This window comes from Rhodopseudomonas palustris, assembly GCF_003031265.1.
GTDB classification, from domain to species: domain Bacteria; phylum Pseudomonadota; class Alphaproteobacteria; order Rhizobiales; family Xanthobacteraceae; genus Rhodopseudomonas; species Rhodopseudomonas palustris_H.
The window spans coordinates 153,477-169,732 of record NZ_CP019966.1; the positions used below are offsets into that span (position 1 = coordinate 153,477).

Here is a 16,256-nt window from a genome sequence, read left to right on the forward strand (position 1 = left end):
GCATGTACTGCCGGATGTCTGACCGAGGGCGCTCAATTCAGGATCCGTTCCATGTTCGGCACGACGACGAATTCATCGCGCCACTTGGTGATGAAGCGGATGTATTCCGGCTTCCAATGCATGCCGACACGCGGGGTCTGCTGCACGTCGGTGCGCGAAATCTCGGTGACTTCGTAGACGCGGTCGGCACTGACGCCGACCAGCACCGCCTCGTTGTCGAGGCGGACTTCGAGCACCACGATGCGGCTGTCGGCGGTGTGGGTTTGCACCGGCATGCCGAAGCGGATGCGTAGGTCGGCGAACGGAATGACGTTGCCGCGGACGTTGATCACCCCCGGCACGAACGCCTTTGCGCCGGCGACCTTGGTGGCCGGGATCGGATCGATGATCTCGCGGACGAGGCCGGCGTCGATCGCGAACTTCTCGTCGCCGAGTCCGATCATCACCACCTGCATCGCGTCGGCGTCGCCGTCGGTTGCGCTTTGAACCCGATCGTTACTCATCAGGCGGCCTCGCTGATCTGCTTTTCGGACTGGGCTTGGGCGAGGCCGACGAGTTGCACGACGTCGAGGATCAGCGCTGCCGTTCCGTCACCCAGGATGGTGGCGCCGGAGAACATCGTGACGTCGGAGTGCAGCTTCGACAGTGATTTGATGACGGTCTGGTGGTTGCCGATGATCTGATCGGCCACCAGACCGACGCGGGTCTCGCCGGTCGAAATGATGATCGTCTTCTGGTGCTGATCGGGTTCGCCGTCCGCGTCGAAGATTTCGCGGAGGCGCAGGAACGGCACGAGATTGCCGCGGACGTTGAGGAAGTTGCGGCTGCGCGAGCGCTCGTCCTCGGCAGTGAGTTCGACGCACTCTTCGACCGCGGACAGCGGAATGATGTAGCGGCCGCTTCCGACGCGGATCAGCAGACCTTCGATGATGGCCAGCGTTAGCGGCAAGCGCAGCGTGACGGTGGTGCCGTCACCCGGGACGGTCGACAGGTCGATCGACCCGCGCATGTTCTCGATGGTCCGCTTGACGACGTCCATACCGACGCCGCGCCCCGACAGCGCCGAAACGGTCTGCGCCGTCGAGAAGCCGGGGTGGAATAGGAACTGATGGATTTCCTGGTCGGAGGCGGTAGCGCCCGGCGCGATCAGTCCCTGCTCCTCAGCCTTGGCGCGGATCCGGGCCGTATTCAGACCGCCGCCATTGTCCTTCACGGTCACGAGAACCTGTGCGCCGGCATGCACGGCGGCGAGTTCGATCCGGCCCTGCTCCGGCTTTCCGGCGGCGACCCGCGCGGCCGGCGCTTCGATGCCGTGGTCAATCGCGTTGCGGATCAGATGGACGAGCGGATCAGCCAGGCACTCGATCATCGTCTTGTCGAGTTCGGTGTCCTCGCCCGAGGTGATGAATTCCACCGGCTTGCCGAGATCGCGCGACAGATCGTGCACCAAGCGGCGGAAGCGGCCGAACAGCGAGCCGATCGGCACCATGCGGGCGCCCATCGTGGTGTCGCGCAGGCTCGAGGCGAGGCGTTCGATCTCTTCGGCGATCAGCTTGATCGAGATGTCGTTGCCGGAGGCTGCGAGTTGGGTCAGGCGCGCCTGCGCAATCACCAGCTCGCCAACCCGATCCATCAGCTCGTCGAGCCGTTCGGCCTGAACCCGAACGGTGGCGATGCCGCGATCGTCGGCGCGGCGGGGCTCGCCACTGCGGCGCTCCACGGTCGGCGCGGCTGGGGCGGCGGTTGCGGCCTGCGGCGCGGGCTTCGCGCCCTCGGCGCCCTGCGGCGGCTCCGGCGGCAGAATGGAAACATCCGGCAGCTCGAGCATCGGCACCGGCTGCGCGGCTTCGCCCTCGAACAACGGCTCCAGCGACAGCTGCATCTCGTCCTGGACGAACATGAAGACGTCGTCGATCGCGGCCTTGTCGCAATCCGAATGCAGCGAGACGTCCCACTTCAGATAGCAATCCTCGGGCACCAGCTCGTCGAGGAACGGAATGCCGTCGGTCAGCGGCATCGCGAAGCAGGAGCCGAGCTTGCTGAGGTCGTCGAGCAGGTCGAGCGGATTGGACCCGTTGCGCAGAATCTGGGAGTCGAATTCGAAGCGGAGATGCCAGCCGACCTGGCGGCGCTCCGACACCGGCGTCGGGGCCGGCGCCGAGATGGGCGACGACACCGGTGCTTCGATGGCTTCGGCCGGCGACACGAACCGGCTCAGATCGGCGAGGATCGCGTCGCCGATGATCGCATCGGTCTCATCCGGCGTTTCGATCAGCGCGCGGATGAAATCCTTGGCGGCCAGCGCGACCGAGACCAGATCCTGGGTCGGCTTGATCTCGCCCTTGCGGACGCGCTCGAACGCGGTCTCGAATTCGTGGGTGAAGGTGGCGACCTTGTCGAACCCGAACATCGCGCCCGAGCCCTTGATGGTGTGCAGGGCGCGAAACGCGGAGTCGACCAGTTCGCGGTCGTCGGGATTCTGGCCGAGATCGAGCAGCGCTGCTTCCAGCACCTCGAACAGCTCGGCCGCCTCTTGGCGGAAGACGGCTGCCGGATCGATCGTGGTCATGACCGCACCAGCTTGCTCACCACGGAGAGCAGTTGCTCCGGCTTGAACGGCTTGGTGATCCAGCCGGTGGCGCCGCAGCTCTTGGCTTCCTGCTTGACCGCGTCATTGGATTCGGTGGTGAGGAACACGATCGGCAGGCCGACCAGGTTGGGCTGCTTGCGAAGCGCCTTGATCAGTTCGAGGCCATTCATCACCGGCATGTTGAGGTCGGTGATGACGAGGTCGACCTTGGTGGCCTGCGCCTTCGACAGGCCCTGGGCGCCGTCGCCGGCTTCGACGACGCTGTGGCCGGCCGGCTCGAGCGTCACCTTGATCATCTGGCGGATGCTGGGGGAATCGTCGACGGTGAGGATCGTGGCCATTACGAGCCACCTTTCTTTTGCGGGAAATGCTTGTCGATTATTTCGTCGCCGGTGAAGCCGGCGCGCTGAATGGTGTTGAGAAGCACCTCGGAGAGTTCTGTCAGCACTACCGGTCGGCCCTGAGCCTCTCCGGTCTTGGCGGTCGACAGCAGAAGCTGGATCGAGGTGAGGTCGGCCCTGTTCACTTTTGAACAGTCGATCTCGAGCGGGCCTTGGCGACCGAGCGCTTCCTGGATCGTTTCGTGGATGCTTCGGATGGACGAGATACTACAGTCGGAAGGAAGCCGAAGCGCGGCTCCCGCTTCGGTGGGATCGAACGTCATTGCTATCCCCAGCCGCGAGACGACTCATCGTCTCTGCGATTACTTTGTCGATAGGGGAAAGCCTGACTGCTAATTATTAAGATAGTGTACTGCGCCTCGCTAAACTGCGTCTGCGGAAAACACTTAGTGCCTGCCGCGCGGCTCGTGGTTGCCACTACGGTGAACTACGAGGCAATTCACGCTTTTAGTATTAGATCAAAAGATACGCAGGCGGCAGACGCTTAGTTCGCACTTAATAGATAGGTGTTAGGTTGAATTTGGCGTACGCATTGTGAGTTGCGCAATATGCTTATTCAAGCACTGGTTGTGGACGACAGTCGGTCCGCGTTGGACTACTTGAAGCGAACGATCGAAGCCGACGGCCAGGTTGAGGTGACGGCTTTCACCGACCCGGTGCTGGCCCTGGCAACGGCCCGCAACCTCGACATCGACATCGTCTTTGCCGACTACGAGATGCCGAAGATGGACGGCATCAGTCTGATCCGGCGGCTGCGCTCGCTGCCAAAATTCTCCGACATCCCGATCGTGATGATCACCTCGATCGAAAGCGACGAAGTGCGGTTGCAAGCGCTCGCAGCCGGCGCGACCGACTTCCTGCCGAAGCGACCGAAGAGCCTCGAGACCCAGGTCCGCCTGCGCAACATGATCCGGCTCGGCTCGGCAGTCCGTAAGCTGAACGACCGCGCGGCGCTGTTGGCGAGCGAGGTGGCGCGCGCCACCCACGCGCTGCAGGAGCGCGAGGAAGAGATCATTCTTCGGCTGGCGCTGTCGGTCGAATATCGCGACAACGACACCGGCGATCACACCCTCAGGGTTGCAAAGTACAGCCGGATGATCGCGGAAGGGTTGGGACTGCCGGAAAGGCTGTGCCGCGACATCTATCTGGCTGCACCGCTGCACGACGTCGGCAAGGTCGCGACCCCCGACCATATTCTGCTCAAGCCGGGCAAGCTGACTCCGGACGAGATCGCCGTGATGCAGACCCACACCACGATCGGCGCATCGATTCTGGCCGGCAGCCGGTGCGAACTGATTCAGCTCGCCGCCGACATCGCGGTCGGTCATCACGAGCGCTGGGATGGCAAAGGCTACCCGAACAAACTGAAGGGCGAGGAAATTCCGATCGCGGCGCGGATCGTCGCGGTCGCCGACGTGTTCGACGCGCTGGCAACCGCCCGCCCATATAAAGAGGCGATGCCGCTGCCGGTGGCGCGGCAGCACCTCGAAAACGGCCGCGGCCTCCACTTCGACCCAACCTGCGTCGATGTCTTCCTGGCGCGTTGGGACGACGTCGTGACGATCGCCACCGAGCGGCTGAGACTCCATCCAAAAGACGGCGCGCCACTGCAGCCGTCACTCACCCCCGACGCGCAGGAGCCGACCATCACATTGCCGACGCCGGAAGTGACCTCCACCGTAGCAACCTGATCGTTGTCCGGCGCCGTGACGTCGGACACATCTCTCTTTTTATAGGCAGGGCGTCGCCACAAGAATCACGACCCCGGTCCAGACCGTTGCGGCGATGGCCGCCGCGGCCGATCCGATCGCGGCCCGTCGCAAGAATCTGGACGTCCGAGCGTTCGCGGCCGATCGCAGTCGCACGCAATAGATCAGCAGCCCGGCCAGTGCGGCCAGATGGACGAGCCAGATCGCGAGCAGCGTCAGCCGCAACGGCGGGACGCCGCCGATGGCATCGTTTTGCCAGCCGAACGCACAGCCAAGCGACAGCGCTGCATACAGCAGCGTGAAGGCCGAGGCCCAGATCACGAAGCCGGCGGGGATCAGCAGCAGCGCAAGCCGCGGCTTCATGACGTTGTCCGCATCAGCAGCGGCAAGCCGAACACCGTCAGCACCACCGTGACGGCAATGGCGGCGGTGAAGCCTGCCCAGATCGCACCGAGCCTGAGATCGAGGCTGCGAGCCGGCGATATGAAACCGGCACGGCTCCGCCACAGGCCGAAGCCTGAAAACACCAGCCCGACCGCCGCGTGCAGGCCGGCGTACAGCAGCATCACCAGGGTGACGGCCGCATAGGCGTGCCGCGTCGGATCCGGCGCGGCCGATATAATGACAGCACAGCCGACCAATCCGCCGATCTGCCCGAGGCCGGCGAACACAAGCGCGGCCTCGCGCCGGTTGGCGCGCGCGAGTATCCGCCGTGTCGTCGCCAAATAGCTGGCGACCAGTGCGACCGCGAACCCGGCAATGGTCAACGCCGTCCCCCATGGTGACCAGGGTAATAGCTCCGGCGGCGGCCAGTTGGGGGCGACCACCCACAAGAACAGCAACCCGAACCCGAGGGACGCAAAAGCCGTGGCGTCCGCGGCGAGCGCCAACCAAAGCGCCCACAGCGCGGGTGGCGAGGCCGCTTCGCTGTGTAGCACCGCGGTCTTGCCATTGCCGACCGGGAGCGGCCCGCGGTCGCAACGCCCACCGGACGAGGGCGCCCAAAGCAGCAGCGTCGCAATCACTCCAACCAGCGCACCGACCGCCACCAGATAGAGTTTGAACAGAACTGCCAGGAAGAAGACACCGGTCGCGACCGCGCTGACGAACGGGAGAAAGCTACGGTTCGGCAGGCGGACAATCTGCTCGATGCGGCCCGAGATCGCGTCGACCCCGAGCGTCTCCAGCGCCTGGTCACGCACGAAGCCGAGATAACCGGCACCAGCCGCCAGCCTGGCGCCAAGATCGGGCTGCTCAGCAAACGGGAGGCGCGACGCCACCAGCGGAAGAGACGCAAAATTGTAGCTCGGCGGCGGCGTCGCGGTCGCCCATTCCAGTGTACCCGCGCCCCAAGGGTTACGATTGCAGCGTTTGCCGTGCCGCCAATGCATCAGCACGTCGACCGTGAACAGCGCAAAGCCGATCGCCATGATGAAGCCGCCGATCGACGACAGCAGGTTCGGCCACTCCCATCCGGTCTCCGCGCCATAGCTGGCGATCCGGCGCGGCATGCCGAGCAGGCCGGTCCAGTGCATCACCAGGAAGGTCAGGTTGAAGCCGATCAGGATCAGCCAGAACGCAGGTGCGCCGAGGCTATGGCGCGGCACACGCCCGGTAAGGTGTGGCAGCCAATAATAGGTCGCCGCCAGGATCGGAAACACGAAACCGCCGACCAGCACGTAGTGCAGATGCGCGACCACGAAATGGGTGTCGTGCGCCTGCCAGTTGAACGGCACGATCGCCAGCATCACGCCGGTGAGGCCGCCGATCACGAATACCGAGAAGAAGCCGAGCAGATACAGCATCGGCAGTTTGAGCTGCGGCCGCCCGGCTGCCAGCGTGCCGAGCCAGGCGAAGATCTGCACCGCGGTCGGTACCGCCACCGCGGTGCTGGCCGAGGAGAAGAACGCCAGCGCCAGATGCGGAATCCCGACCGTGAACATGTGGTGGACCCACAGCCCGAAGCTGAGGAACGCCAGCGCCACCACGCTGACCACGATCCAGCCGTAACCGATGATTTCCCGTCGGGCGAAGGTCGGCAGCATGGTCGACACCATGCCGGCGGCCGGCAGGAAGATAATGTAGACCTCGGGATGGCCGAACAGCCAGAACAGGTGCTGCCAGAGCAGCGCATCGCCGCCGCGGGTCGGATCGAAAAACGGCAGACCGAATGCGCGCTCCAGCTCCAGCAGAACGGAGCCCAGGATCAGCGGCGGAAACCCGACCAGCATCATGAAGGCGGTGACCAGCAGATACCAGGCAAGCAGCGGCATCTTGTCGATCGACATGCCGGGCGCGCGCAGCTTCAGTATCGTGGCGATGATCTCGATCGCCGCCGAGATTGCCGAGATCTCCACGAAGGTGACACCGATCAGCCAGATATCGGCGTTGATGCCCGGGCTGTAGGTCTTCGACGTCAGCGGCGTGTACATGAACCAGCCGCCATCCGGCGCCAGCCCGATCGCGAGTGCGATCACCAGGATCGAGCCGCCGAACAGGTAGCACCAATAGCCGTAGGCGCCGAGCCGGGGGAACGCCATGTCGCGGGCACCAAGCAGCTTCGGCAGCAGGTAGATCGCAAACCCTTCGAACATCGGGATCGCGAATAGAAACATCATCACCGTGCCGTGCATGGTGAAGATCTGGTTGTAGACCTCCGGCCCGAGAAACGCGCTGCGCGGCGTCGCCAGCTGCGCCCGGATCAGCATCGCCAGCACGCCGCCGATGCCGAAGAACACGAAGGCCGTCAGGATGAAGCGCCGGCCGACGATGTTGTGGTTCACCGCCGACAGGCGGGCCCAGCCGGGTGGCGTGCCCCACACCGCTTCGAGCTGCTTGTGCAGCCGGATCGCAGCGATCGGAGGCCGGGGCCGATGATCGATGCCGTCCATCATCGGCGATCCCGCGGCAGTTCGGCCAGGCGGCCTTCGTAACTGTCGTCGGCATGCGCTGTGACGCGGAAATCCATGGCGGTGTGGCCGCCGCCGCAGAACTCGGCGCAGACGCCGTGATAGCTGCCGGGCCGATCGGCGCTGAGCCGGATGACATTGATGTGGCCGGGGATCGCGACGATCTTGCCGCCGAGCCGCGGGATCCAGAAACCGTGGATCACGTCCGGACTGGTGACGTGCAGGTCGACCGGACGCCCGACCGGGAGATGCAGTTCGTTCACGGACACGCGCGTTCCGCCGGCTGTCGCCGGATAGCGGAAGGTCCACTGCCACTGCCGCGCTTCGACCTCGATCCGCGTCACCTCGGCGGCACGCGGATGTGCCAGCAGCCGTTCGCCGGTCAGCAATCCGAAGCCGAGCAGCGGCATCAACACCATGACCGGCAGCACCAAGCCGCCACCCGCGAGCCACAGCTTCGGCCTGTCCGGCGCAGCGCTGCGCCGAACGAACGCCCACAGCAGCAACACCATCACCAAACCGAACAGCACCACCGCGCCGGCGAGCATCAGCCACCACAACTGTGCGATCGCCGCCGCCGAGGGACCGGCGGGGTCCAGTGTCGACAGCGGACCGCCGCATCCGGCCAGCAGCATCGTCGCAGCGGCAACGATGCAACCGGCGCGTCCTCGCCGCATTACCGAACGAAGAGGTGAGCGATGCCCAAATCCGTTGTCGAGGAGATCAGCGAATACGACACCAGCTCGGTGGTGGCGTTCGCCGGCCATCCGGTCCACGCGATGCTGGTGGCATTTCCGATCGCGCTGGTGATCTCCACCTTGGGCTGCGACGTCTTCTATTGGTGGAGCGCCGATCCGTTCTGGGCCCGAGCCGGACTGTGGGCGAGCGGCTTCGCTTTCTGGCTCGGCGTCGCGGCCAGCATCGCCGGCACCGCCGAGTTGTTGCTGGTCAAGGGCATCCGCCAGCGGACCACGAGCTGGACGCATGCAGTCGCAGGCATCACGCTGGTGTCGATCGCCGGGGCGAATTGGGGATGGCGGTTGGTGAACGAGGACCCGGTGCTGCCGGTCGGGTTGATGATCTCGGCGCTCGGCACCGTGTTCGTCGGTCTTGCCGGATGGCACGGCGGCAAATTGGTTTTCGATCACGGCGTCGGCCTGATGGTCTCGACCAACGACTGAAGTCCGCCGGGCTGCGTCAGCCAGGTTGGCAGGCCGTTCGGCGACAACTCGGGCTTGGCGAGGACCAGCGTCAGGATGCCGGTGATCGTAGCCAGCGTCGCGGTCGTCATGATCCAGCGCCGCCAGGCCGCGTAGTGCCCATGTGCGCCGAAGAGATTGAGGATCAGGTAGCCGCTGCGAATGTGGATCACCACCAGCAGCCCGACCACGACGAGCTTCAGCATCATCCAAGCCGTGAACGCCTCGCGGAGGAACAGTAGCCACGTGCCCGCCACCACGGCGACGAACGCCGCCGGCGACGTGATCTTGATGAACAGCGTTCGGGTCAGCCGGTGCAGTTCGGCCGCCGCGATGTCCGAAAGACGGCTGCGGTGCACGAACAGACCGGGGAGCGCCAGCAGCCCGGCACACCACACTATCAGCGCCAGGACATGAACGACTTTCAGCCACGCGATCATCGGGCCGGTTCATGGGCGATCATCGGGCGGTCGAGCCGACGCGCCAGTAGAACCAGCGCGACCGCAAGATAGGGCAGCGACGCCGGCACCCACATGATCAGACCGGCGAGCTGCTGATCCTGCAGCGCCGACAGCCCCCATGCCGTGGTGACGCCGAGATGCGCGTCGTACAACGGCGTCCGCGCGAACGTGATGACGGCGCCCAGCATCCCCATCTGCACGACCGATCCCAACAGCAGCCCGAGTGTTCGTCCGATCGGCGTGACTGGCGACAGAATCACCAGCCACAGCGCCACGGCGCTGCCGAGCAGGCTCAGCTCCATCACCCAGAACACCACGGGATCAGCCAACGCGGCCGCGTAAGGCGCCGGTGCATGCCACAGCCACAGCAACACCGTGTGGAGGATGAAGACAGCAGCCGAAGCCCGCGCCAGCAGGTGCGCCAGCTTGCTTCGCCTCCACGGCAGCGCCAGCAGCGGGGCAGCCACGGCGACCAGGACAACGTGATGAGTGACGCGCGCCGAGAACAGCGCCGATGTCAACGCGCATAGTGGCGAGACAAAAAGCACGGCCAGGAGCGCCCATCCAAGCAGGGGCGCCACGTACGCCTTGCGACTCGGAGCCTGCGACGATCGAGCCACCGTCCCAAGATGAGCCGAGCTTCCGACCACCAGGGCAGCGATCAGCACCGGATCAAGATTCCATCGGGCGATCAGCTCCGCAGGCAGCGGCGCCGATCCGCAATACGGCTCGATCATCGCGTCTTCCCCAGGATCGCGAGCACTGTCTTGCGAGCGGCGCTGACAGAATCGGCCAGCGCGATCGATGGCGGGCGCCGCTCAGCGGATTCGCTGGAGGCAACGTGCATGTGCGAGCAGGGATGCTAGCGGAAGCCGGCGGCAAATCGCCACGCGCTGGGCCTGCCGTCACGACGTCCGGCCCAGCCGGGAACGTGACGGCCGCCGTGCTCCGATAAAGGGAAAGCGGCGCTCCTCGCGCGTGGTGTGCAGGCGCCAACGATCGAGCGAACCAGTTTGAGCCGCCAATGAAGTCACAACGGCAGTAGAACTGGCCGAGCGCGTTCGTCGCGCGATCCGGCGATCACTCGCTCACGCTCGGCGAGCGAGAACTTTGCAGACGGCGATCTTAGGAGCTCAGAACAACCGCCTCGCTGACGCATCAACGAGGCGGGCCAAGTGGGAGCGTCAGGCCGCGAGGTCGGCCCGCAGCTGCGGCAACAATTTGGATTCCTCGACGAAATCCAGCGCGCCATTGATCTCGACCGCACACATCCGGGCGGCATCCCGATTCACGAAGATCGCGCGGACGACGCCGCGCCGTCCGTTGTCCTTGCAGACTTCGTCGCCAAGCTTGAATTGGTTCATTCACACACTCTCCGAAAAGAGCCGGTGTTACGCATCCAGCCCGATCTCCTTCCTGGCGCGGAAAAGGTTAACGACTCGTTAACCTTAAAGACAGGAGCGTGAGGCCAGGCCCGCGTCTGACTCCGGGGGCTGCGCGACGGACACGGCTATTCGGCCGCTGGCACGGGGCCGCCGGGCGTCGACGTTAGGCCCGCGCCTTATTGGACTGCGATGATGACGTGATCGGCTTCGAAGGTCACCGCGGCCTCGGCGTTCTCCGCGATTCCGAGATCTTCGGCATCTTGGCGCGGGACCACCGCAACGATGGTCTTGCCGCCTCCGATGTCGAGATTCACTTCCGAATGCACCTCGGCGTCGACCCTGCGCTTGACCACACCGCGAAACACGTTGCGGCGCAGCTTCGACGCCTCGTCGGGCGTGACAAGGCGCACGAACGGCGCCTTGATCAAAGCAAGCGCTTTGCGCCCAGGCGCAAGATCGAGCTGTTCGGCAGCGGCGTTGGTGATCGTCGCGTGGATGGTAAGGTCGTCCGACACTTTGAGTTCGACCTCGACGTCGACCGGCCAACGTCGGATGTTGACGACCTCAACGATGAACTTGTTGCGCGCAGAGACCTTGAAGCCGCTCGCCCACAGCAGCGCGTCGCCGATTTCCTCTAGCCCTTCTTCCGCGATCAGCGTCGAGATCTTCGTCAGATGCTCCTCGAGTCGGTGAAACACGGTGATCAACCGACGCCCTTCCGGGGTAATGTCCGCGGCACCACCGACGCGGCCGCTGGTCCGAGTCAGGAACGCCGGCGTCGGCAGCAGATTGTTGATGGCGTCGACGGCTTCCCAGGCGGTCTTGTAACTCAGACCCATCGCCTTCGCGGCCTTGCTGATGCTGCCGTGTTCGGCGACGGCCTCGAGCAGGTGAATCCGGTCCCGACCCGCCAGAAGGCGTCCACCGCTGCGCAACACCAGATATGCGTCGATCTTATGGTCTGCCATCGCTCGTGCCGCGGGTCGCTTGCCAGCGGCTAACCTAGGCGATCTGGTGCGGACGCGAAAGCGAACGCCGGCAGAGGCGCTCGTGCGGGCAGCGCTCGCACCGTGGCTTCGCGATCAGGTGTCCGCGGATTGGCGCTCGGCCGCAAGCGCGGTGAACCAGGCGACGACGGCGTCGGCATCGGCCGGTAGCATCGTCCAGCCTTCGGCGGCGAACGCGATCCAGCCCGGCAGCATCGCCCGCTCCACGGCGACCAGCGCCGGAACGTCCTGCACGAGCGCCAGCCCGATCTCTTCGCGAATGCCGCGTCCGGCGATCTCTTCCTTGGCAAATCGGCCGAAGAACACGAGATCGGGCCGGCCGGCAATCGCTTCGGCCAGTCGCATCCGCGCGATCGCGAGGCCATCGGCGTTCAGAATGCACGAGGTCGAGCCCGGTCCGAGATCCAGCGACAACGCGATCGAATCGCCGCGAACGATATCATCGAGCCAAAATGAGGCACGGCCGTTGGAATGGCGCGGTCCAAGCCGCGGCACGAGCCCGGCGATACGAACTTTCGGAAGCCTGACAAGGCGGTCGCGTGCGGCGGCCAGGATCTCCTCCAGTGCGTCCCCGGGCTCGTAGACCATGACGGCGAGAGGAAGCGGGGCCATCGGGCGGATCTCCTGGAGCTGAGTTAGCGGGCCGGCGTCGCCGGCAGGTCGCAGCGTGTGACGACACGCCGTCCCATCGGGGTGGTCTCGATCGCGAGGTCGAGACCGTAAAGCGCGCGCAACCGTTCGGCAGTGAGGATCCGGTCGACCGGCCCGACTGCGACCGGATGGTCGCACCCCAGGATCACGACGTGATCGGCGATCGCAAACGCGTGCTCGGGTTCGTGGGTCGACACCAGCAGCGACAGGCCGCGCGCCGACAGCGCGCGGATCTGGTCGAGCAGGCCGAAGCGGTTGCCGAGATCCAGACTGGCGGTGGGCTCGTCCATGATGATCAGTTCGGTATCCTGCGTCAGGGCGCGAGCGATCAGCATCAATTGCCGCTGACCGCCGGAGATGCGGTCGGCGGATCGGTCGGCGATGTCAGCGATACCAAGCGCCTCCAGCGCTCGCCAGGCCGCCGCATAATCGTCGCGGCCGGGCGAAGCGAACAGACCGAGCCGCGCGGTTCGGCCCATCACCACGATATCGAGCACGGTATGGGTCGGATCGCCCTGGTAAGCTTGCGGAACATGCGCGATGCGGCGCGCGATCTGCTCCGGGCGGAGCGTCGAGATATCGTGACCGCCGATGACGATCCGGCCGCGCAGCGGTGGCAGAATCCCCAGCACGGTCTTGAACAGCGTGGTCTTGCCGACACCGTTCGGCCCCATCAGGCAAGTGATGCTGCTGCCCGACAGAGCAAGGTCGATTCCTTCGGCGAGCGGCTGGCCGTCATAACCGATCGCGACGCCGTCGAGCACGAGGCGTTTGCTCACTCGCGCCTCCACAGCGAACGAGATCCCCGCCGCGTCATCAGCCAGACGAACAGACCGCCGCCCACCAGGGCGGTCAGCACGCCGATCGGAATCTCGATCGTTGCGGCGGTGCGGGCGATGGTGTCGACCACGACCATGAAGGCCGCGCCGATCAGAATCGACACCGGCAGCAGCCGGTCGAAGCGCGGCCCGACCAGGAGCCGGGCGAGATGCGGCACCATCAGGCCAACCCAGCCGATGATGCCAGAGATCGCGACCACGCTCGCGGTGATCAACGTCGCCGCGACGATGACGATCTGCCGGGTGCGGCGGACATCGACGCCGAGCGCACGTGCGTCGTCGTCGCCGCAGGACAGCACGCTGATGCGCCAGCGCAGCAGGAACAGCGGGATCATGCCGACCGCGACCGTCGGCGCGACGACTGCGATGTCGTCGGGCCGAATGCTGGCCAGGCTGCCGAGCAGCCAATAGGTGATCATCGGCAGTTGCGCGTAAGGGTCGGCGACGATCTTCACCAGCGAAATCGCCGCTGCCGCGAGCGCGCCGACGACGATACCGGACAGCACCAGCATCAGGATATCGCCGCGCTGGCGCAGCGACCACGCCAGCGTCACGACCAGGATCACCATCAGCGATCCGGTCACGAAGCCGAGCGCTTCGATCATCACCACCGGCAGCCCGAACAGAATGCCGATGACGGCGCCGAAGCCCGCGCCCTGCGAAACGCCGAGGATGTCCGGAGACACCAGCGGATTGCGGAACAGGCTTTGATACGCGGCACCGGCGGCCGACAGCGCCGCGCCGACGCAGATCGCCGCGGCGATGCGCGGCAGCCGCACCTGAAACAGCACCGCCGCGATCTGCCCGTCGACGTGGCCGCCAGCGATCCACGCCACGATCGCCGCAACAACGTCGCCCGGCGCAATGCGATATGGTCCGATCCCGGCGGCGATCACCGCGACGACCAGCAACAGGATGGCAAGGCCGGCGACGACCGGCGTGACGCGCAGGATCGGCACCTCAGCGACGAAGCCCTTCGAGGAGCCTGTCGAGATCGGCGTCCTGCACATCGACCTGATAGAACAGACGATAGAAGTCGCGCAGTTCGGTCTTCAGATCGGACGTTGCCTGCGCCGGATAGAGCGCATGCAGCAGCAGCGGCAGACCGATCAGCCGGTTGAGCGAAGGCGGCAGGTCGATCGTGCCGAACGGCTGGTTCGGCAACAGAAACACACGCTTGTTCCGAACCGCCGGGACCGGCTGCCACTCGGGACGGCTCATGATCAGATCCCGCACGGCGGGATCGATGGTGATGATCGTATCCGGTGCCCAGCCGATCACATGCTCAGGCGACACGCGCGCGAGCCCGCCAGCCTCGCGGATGCCTTCGACGACATTGACGGCGCCGACCCGCTCGATGATCTCGGTATTGATCGAGCCACGAGATCCCGTCTCGAAGCCGTCATTGCCGCGCGCGAGATAAATGCGCGGACGCGACGCTTCGGGCACGGTCGCAACCACACGGTCGACTTCGGCGAAGATCGCCTCGCTGGCTTTGGCCAATTCCTCACCGCGCGCGCTCACCCCGAGGATCTGCGCGAGCAGCCGGATCGCAGCGGGCGTGTTTTCGAAGCGACCGTCGATCAGGACGTAGGGAATCCCGGTCTGCGCCTGAATGCGGTCGGCAATCGAGCGATAGGTCTCGTTGACCGACCCGAGATCGATGATGAGATCCGGCTTCGCTGCCATCAATCGCTCGGCGCTGATGGTATCGCCTCGCCCGGTCAGCCGTCCGAGTTCGGGAAGATCGCGGACCATCGGCTGCAGGAACGGCTTGTCGATGTCGCGTGGCGCGCGGCCCCAGCCGATCATCTTTTCCGGTGCGACCACATAGAGAAAGATCCCGGCTGGCGGACCCGCCGCGAACACTCGGGTAATGGTGTCGGGAACCTCGACGCGGCGGCCCACGGAGTCCGTCACGGTGCGCGCGTGGACAACCGGCGCGCACACGGCGAAGATCAGCAGCGTCAGCGCAAGCAGGACGACCAGACGCCGGGCAGGCCCGATCATCGCCGCGGCTCGCCGACCTGGAAGTCGCCCGGCTTCGGCGGCGCCAGCGGCATAAATTCGGCGCGGTCTGGCTTCAGATCGACCAGCGGCGTGCCGTCCAAGCAATCGAGCCCCCGAACGAACAGGTTGGCGCCGTCGCGGCGGTCGACACGGGCGATCGAGGTGCCGATCGGATTCGGTCGCAGCGGCGAACGGATCGAAAACGTGCCGCGCGCGTCGCCGTCATTGCGCGGGCACTGCAGCAGTAGATCGCGCCGCGACCGATGCAGCCAATAGAACACTTCGAGCAATGTGCCGTCGTCGATGCCGGCGAGAGCCGGCAGCCAGGTCTCGAACACTTCGATTCGGCAAACCGGACCATCGGCGCGGCCGTGGCGCGGGCACTCCTCCAGCCTGTTCCACGGCGTGTGGATGCGGCCGATGAAGACCACGCCGGCGTCGGGGCTTCCAGACCAGTCTGAGGCGAGTTCACCAGCTCGAATGTCGTCGGTCACGCCCATGTCTCGGCTCACATGCCCTTTGCTGCCCATCGAAAAGTCTCGACGCAGGTAAGGGCATAGTGAGATGTATGTAAATAAAAGAAACAAGTTCGACCTTCGACTACGGGGCGGCCGAAGTTCGCACGCCCAGCCTTCGCTAGCGATGCGAGCTCGCGATCAAGGATCGCTTCCTACAGAGTTGCACAGATGCAACGCCTGGTACTGAAAATACCCACTTCTGATTGACGTAGCATATTCAGATACCGAATTGCTCAACGCCGAGGCACTTACGCTCGAAGTGACCGATTTTGCCCATTGCGGTCCGTAAAGCGGACAGCGCAAATATTATATGTAATTGGATTATACGATTGTGACGTCGTGATGGCTTTCCCAGAATTTCTGCCGGCCAAGGGAGCGACCTGTCGCTCGGCGTGCGGGGACCCGGCGACGCTCCAGATCGGTATCTCCGCCCGGACAACCCAGCACGACGACGCGCTTACCGCAGGACCGTCGCGTCTCGGTCGCGTGACGCTCGATCGGATCGGCGGGAGCACCGACCTCACGACACCATTATCGCCGGCGGCCGACCGAGGCCCGCGGCGCTTCTCGTTTTCCG

The 16,256-nt window shown here is 65.2% G+C and carries 18 protein-coding genes; 2 read left to right on the plus strand and 16 right to left on the minus strand.

Translation table 11 applies throughout. The features are described 5' to 3' along the window. Positions 1 to 32 precede the first annotated feature (32 nt). The 4 genes from RPPS3_RS00685 to RPPS3_RS00700 are packed head-to-tail and all read right to left on the minus strand — an operon-like array spanning position 33 to position 3,254. The gene (locus RPPS3_RS00685) at positions 33 to 503 is read right to left on the minus strand and encodes a chemotaxis protein CheW (RefSeq protein ID WP_107342395.1); all 471 of its coding nucleotides are present in this window, start codon (positions 501 to 503) and stop codon (positions 33 to 35) included. Continuing rightward, positions 503 to 2,569, minus strand: coding sequence for a chemotaxis protein CheA (locus RPPS3_RS00690; protein WP_107342396.1), 2,067 nt, complete (start codon positions 2,567 to 2,569; stop codon positions 503 to 505). The genes RPPS3_RS00685 and RPPS3_RS00690 overlap by 1 nt, the downstream gene beginning before the upstream one ends. After that, positions 2,566 to 2,931 (minus strand): response regulator, encoded by a 366-nt coding sequence (locus tag RPPS3_RS00695; protein ID WP_011155711.1) that lies wholly within the window; start codon positions 2,929 to 2,931, stop codon positions 2,566 to 2,568. The genes RPPS3_RS00690 and RPPS3_RS00695 overlap by 4 nt, the downstream gene beginning before the upstream one ends. After that, a complete protein-coding gene (locus RPPS3_RS00700) occupies positions 2,931 to 3,254 on the minus strand; it encodes an STAS domain-containing protein (protein WP_011155712.1) in 324 nt (107 codons plus the stop codon). Before RPPS3_RS00700 ends, RPPS3_RS00695 begins: the two co-directional genes overlap by 1 nt. Positions 3,255 to 3,539: 285 nt before the next feature. Between RPPS3_RS00700 and RPPS3_RS00705 the strand changes: the two genes are divergently transcribed. Then, positions 3,540 to 4,682 (plus strand): HD-GYP domain-containing protein, encoded by a 1,143-nt coding sequence (locus tag RPPS3_RS00705; RefSeq protein WP_107342397.1) that lies wholly within the window; start codon positions 3,540 to 3,542, stop codon positions 4,680 to 4,682. A gap of 39 nt (positions 4,683 to 4,721) precedes the next feature. Here RPPS3_RS00705 and RPPS3_RS00710 read toward each other — a convergent pair whose 3' ends face one another. Genes RPPS3_RS00710 through coxB form a run of 3 tightly spaced genes read right to left on the minus strand, consistent with a single transcriptional unit; the run spans position 4,722 to position 8,244 of the window. Next, positions 4,722 to 5,063 (minus strand): hypothetical protein, encoded by a 342-nt coding sequence (locus RPPS3_RS00710; protein ID WP_107342398.1) that lies wholly within the window; start codon positions 5,061 to 5,063, stop codon positions 4,722 to 4,724. Further along, complete coding sequence (gene ctaD, locus RPPS3_RS00715) at positions 5,060 to 7,591, minus strand: cytochrome c oxidase subunit I (protein ID WP_107342399.1); 2,532 nt, start codon at positions 7,589 to 7,591, stop codon at positions 5,060 to 5,062. Before ctaD ends, RPPS3_RS00710 begins: the two co-directional genes overlap by 4 nt. Beyond that, positions 7,591 to 8,244 carry a cytochrome c oxidase subunit II gene (gene coxB / locus RPPS3_RS00720; RefSeq protein WP_349626917.1) on the minus strand — a complete coding sequence of 218 codons (654 nt, stop codon included), beginning with the start codon at positions 8,242 to 8,244 and terminating at the stop codon, positions 7,591 to 7,593. The genes ctaD and coxB overlap by 1 nt, the downstream gene beginning before the upstream one ends. A 63-nt stretch (positions 8,245 to 8,307) precedes the next feature. On the opposite strand from coxB, the gene RPPS3_RS00725 reads away from it, so the two are divergent. Further along, complete coding sequence (locus RPPS3_RS00725; RefSeq protein ID WP_107342401.1) at positions 8,308 to 8,790, plus strand: DUF2231 domain-containing protein; 483 nt, start codon at positions 8,308 to 8,310, stop codon at positions 8,788 to 8,790. Here the strand turns inward: RPPS3_RS00725 and RPPS3_RS00730 are convergent. The 9 genes from RPPS3_RS00730 to RPPS3_RS00770 form a co-directional block, all read right to left on the minus strand. Beyond that, a complete protein-coding gene (locus RPPS3_RS00730) occupies positions 8,754 to 9,248 on the minus strand; it encodes a CopD family protein (RefSeq protein ID WP_107342402.1) in 495 nt (164 codons plus the stop codon). The genes RPPS3_RS00725 and RPPS3_RS00730 overlap by 37 nt on opposite strands. After that, positions 9,245 to 10,006, minus strand: coding sequence for a cytochrome c oxidase assembly protein (locus tag RPPS3_RS00735; RefSeq protein WP_107342403.1), 762 nt, complete (start codon positions 10,004 to 10,006; stop codon positions 9,245 to 9,247). The genes RPPS3_RS00730 and RPPS3_RS00735 overlap by 4 nt, the downstream gene beginning before the upstream one ends. 447 nt (positions 10,007 to 10,453) lie before the next feature. Continuing rightward, positions 10,454 to 10,633, minus strand: a complete 180-nt coding sequence (locus tag RPPS3_RS00740; protein ID WP_107342404.1) for a hypothetical protein — start codon at positions 10,631 to 10,633, stop codon at positions 10,454 to 10,456. 197 nt (positions 10,634 to 10,830) lie between these two features. Further along, a complete protein-coding gene (locus RPPS3_RS00745; RefSeq protein ID WP_107342405.1) occupies positions 10,831 to 11,622 on the minus strand; it encodes a TOBE domain-containing protein in 792 nt (263 codons plus the stop codon). A 114-nt stretch (positions 11,623 to 11,736) separates the two neighbouring features. Beyond that, positions 11,737 to 12,273, minus strand: a complete 537-nt coding sequence (locus RPPS3_RS00750) for a DUF2478 domain-containing protein (RefSeq protein WP_107342406.1) — start codon at positions 12,271 to 12,273, stop codon at positions 11,737 to 11,739. Between the two features lie 23 nt (positions 12,274 to 12,296). Beyond that, positions 12,297 to 13,091 (minus strand): ABC transporter ATP-binding protein, encoded by a 795-nt coding sequence (locus RPPS3_RS00755; protein WP_107342407.1) that lies wholly within the window; start codon positions 13,089 to 13,091, stop codon positions 12,297 to 12,299. Continuing rightward, complete coding sequence (locus RPPS3_RS00760; RefSeq protein ID WP_434006765.1) at positions 13,088 to 14,161, minus strand: FecCD family ABC transporter permease; 1,074 nt, start codon at positions 14,159 to 14,161, stop codon at positions 13,088 to 13,090. Before RPPS3_RS00760 ends, RPPS3_RS00755 begins: the two co-directional genes overlap by 4 nt. Continuing rightward, entirely contained in the window at positions 14,112 to 15,161 is a 1,050-nt protein-coding gene (locus tag RPPS3_RS00765; protein ID WP_107342409.1) for an iron ABC transporter substrate-binding protein, read from the minus strand. The genes RPPS3_RS00760 and RPPS3_RS00765 overlap by 50 nt, the downstream gene beginning before the upstream one ends. Further along, on the minus strand, positions 15,158 to 15,661 hold the full coding sequence (locus RPPS3_RS00770) for an SAM-dependent methyltransferase (protein ID WP_107342410.1): 504 nt from the start codon (positions 15,659 to 15,661) through the stop codon (positions 15,158 to 15,160). Before RPPS3_RS00770 ends, RPPS3_RS00765 begins: the two co-directional genes overlap by 4 nt. Between the last annotated feature and the right edge of the window lie 595 nt (positions 15,662 to 16,256).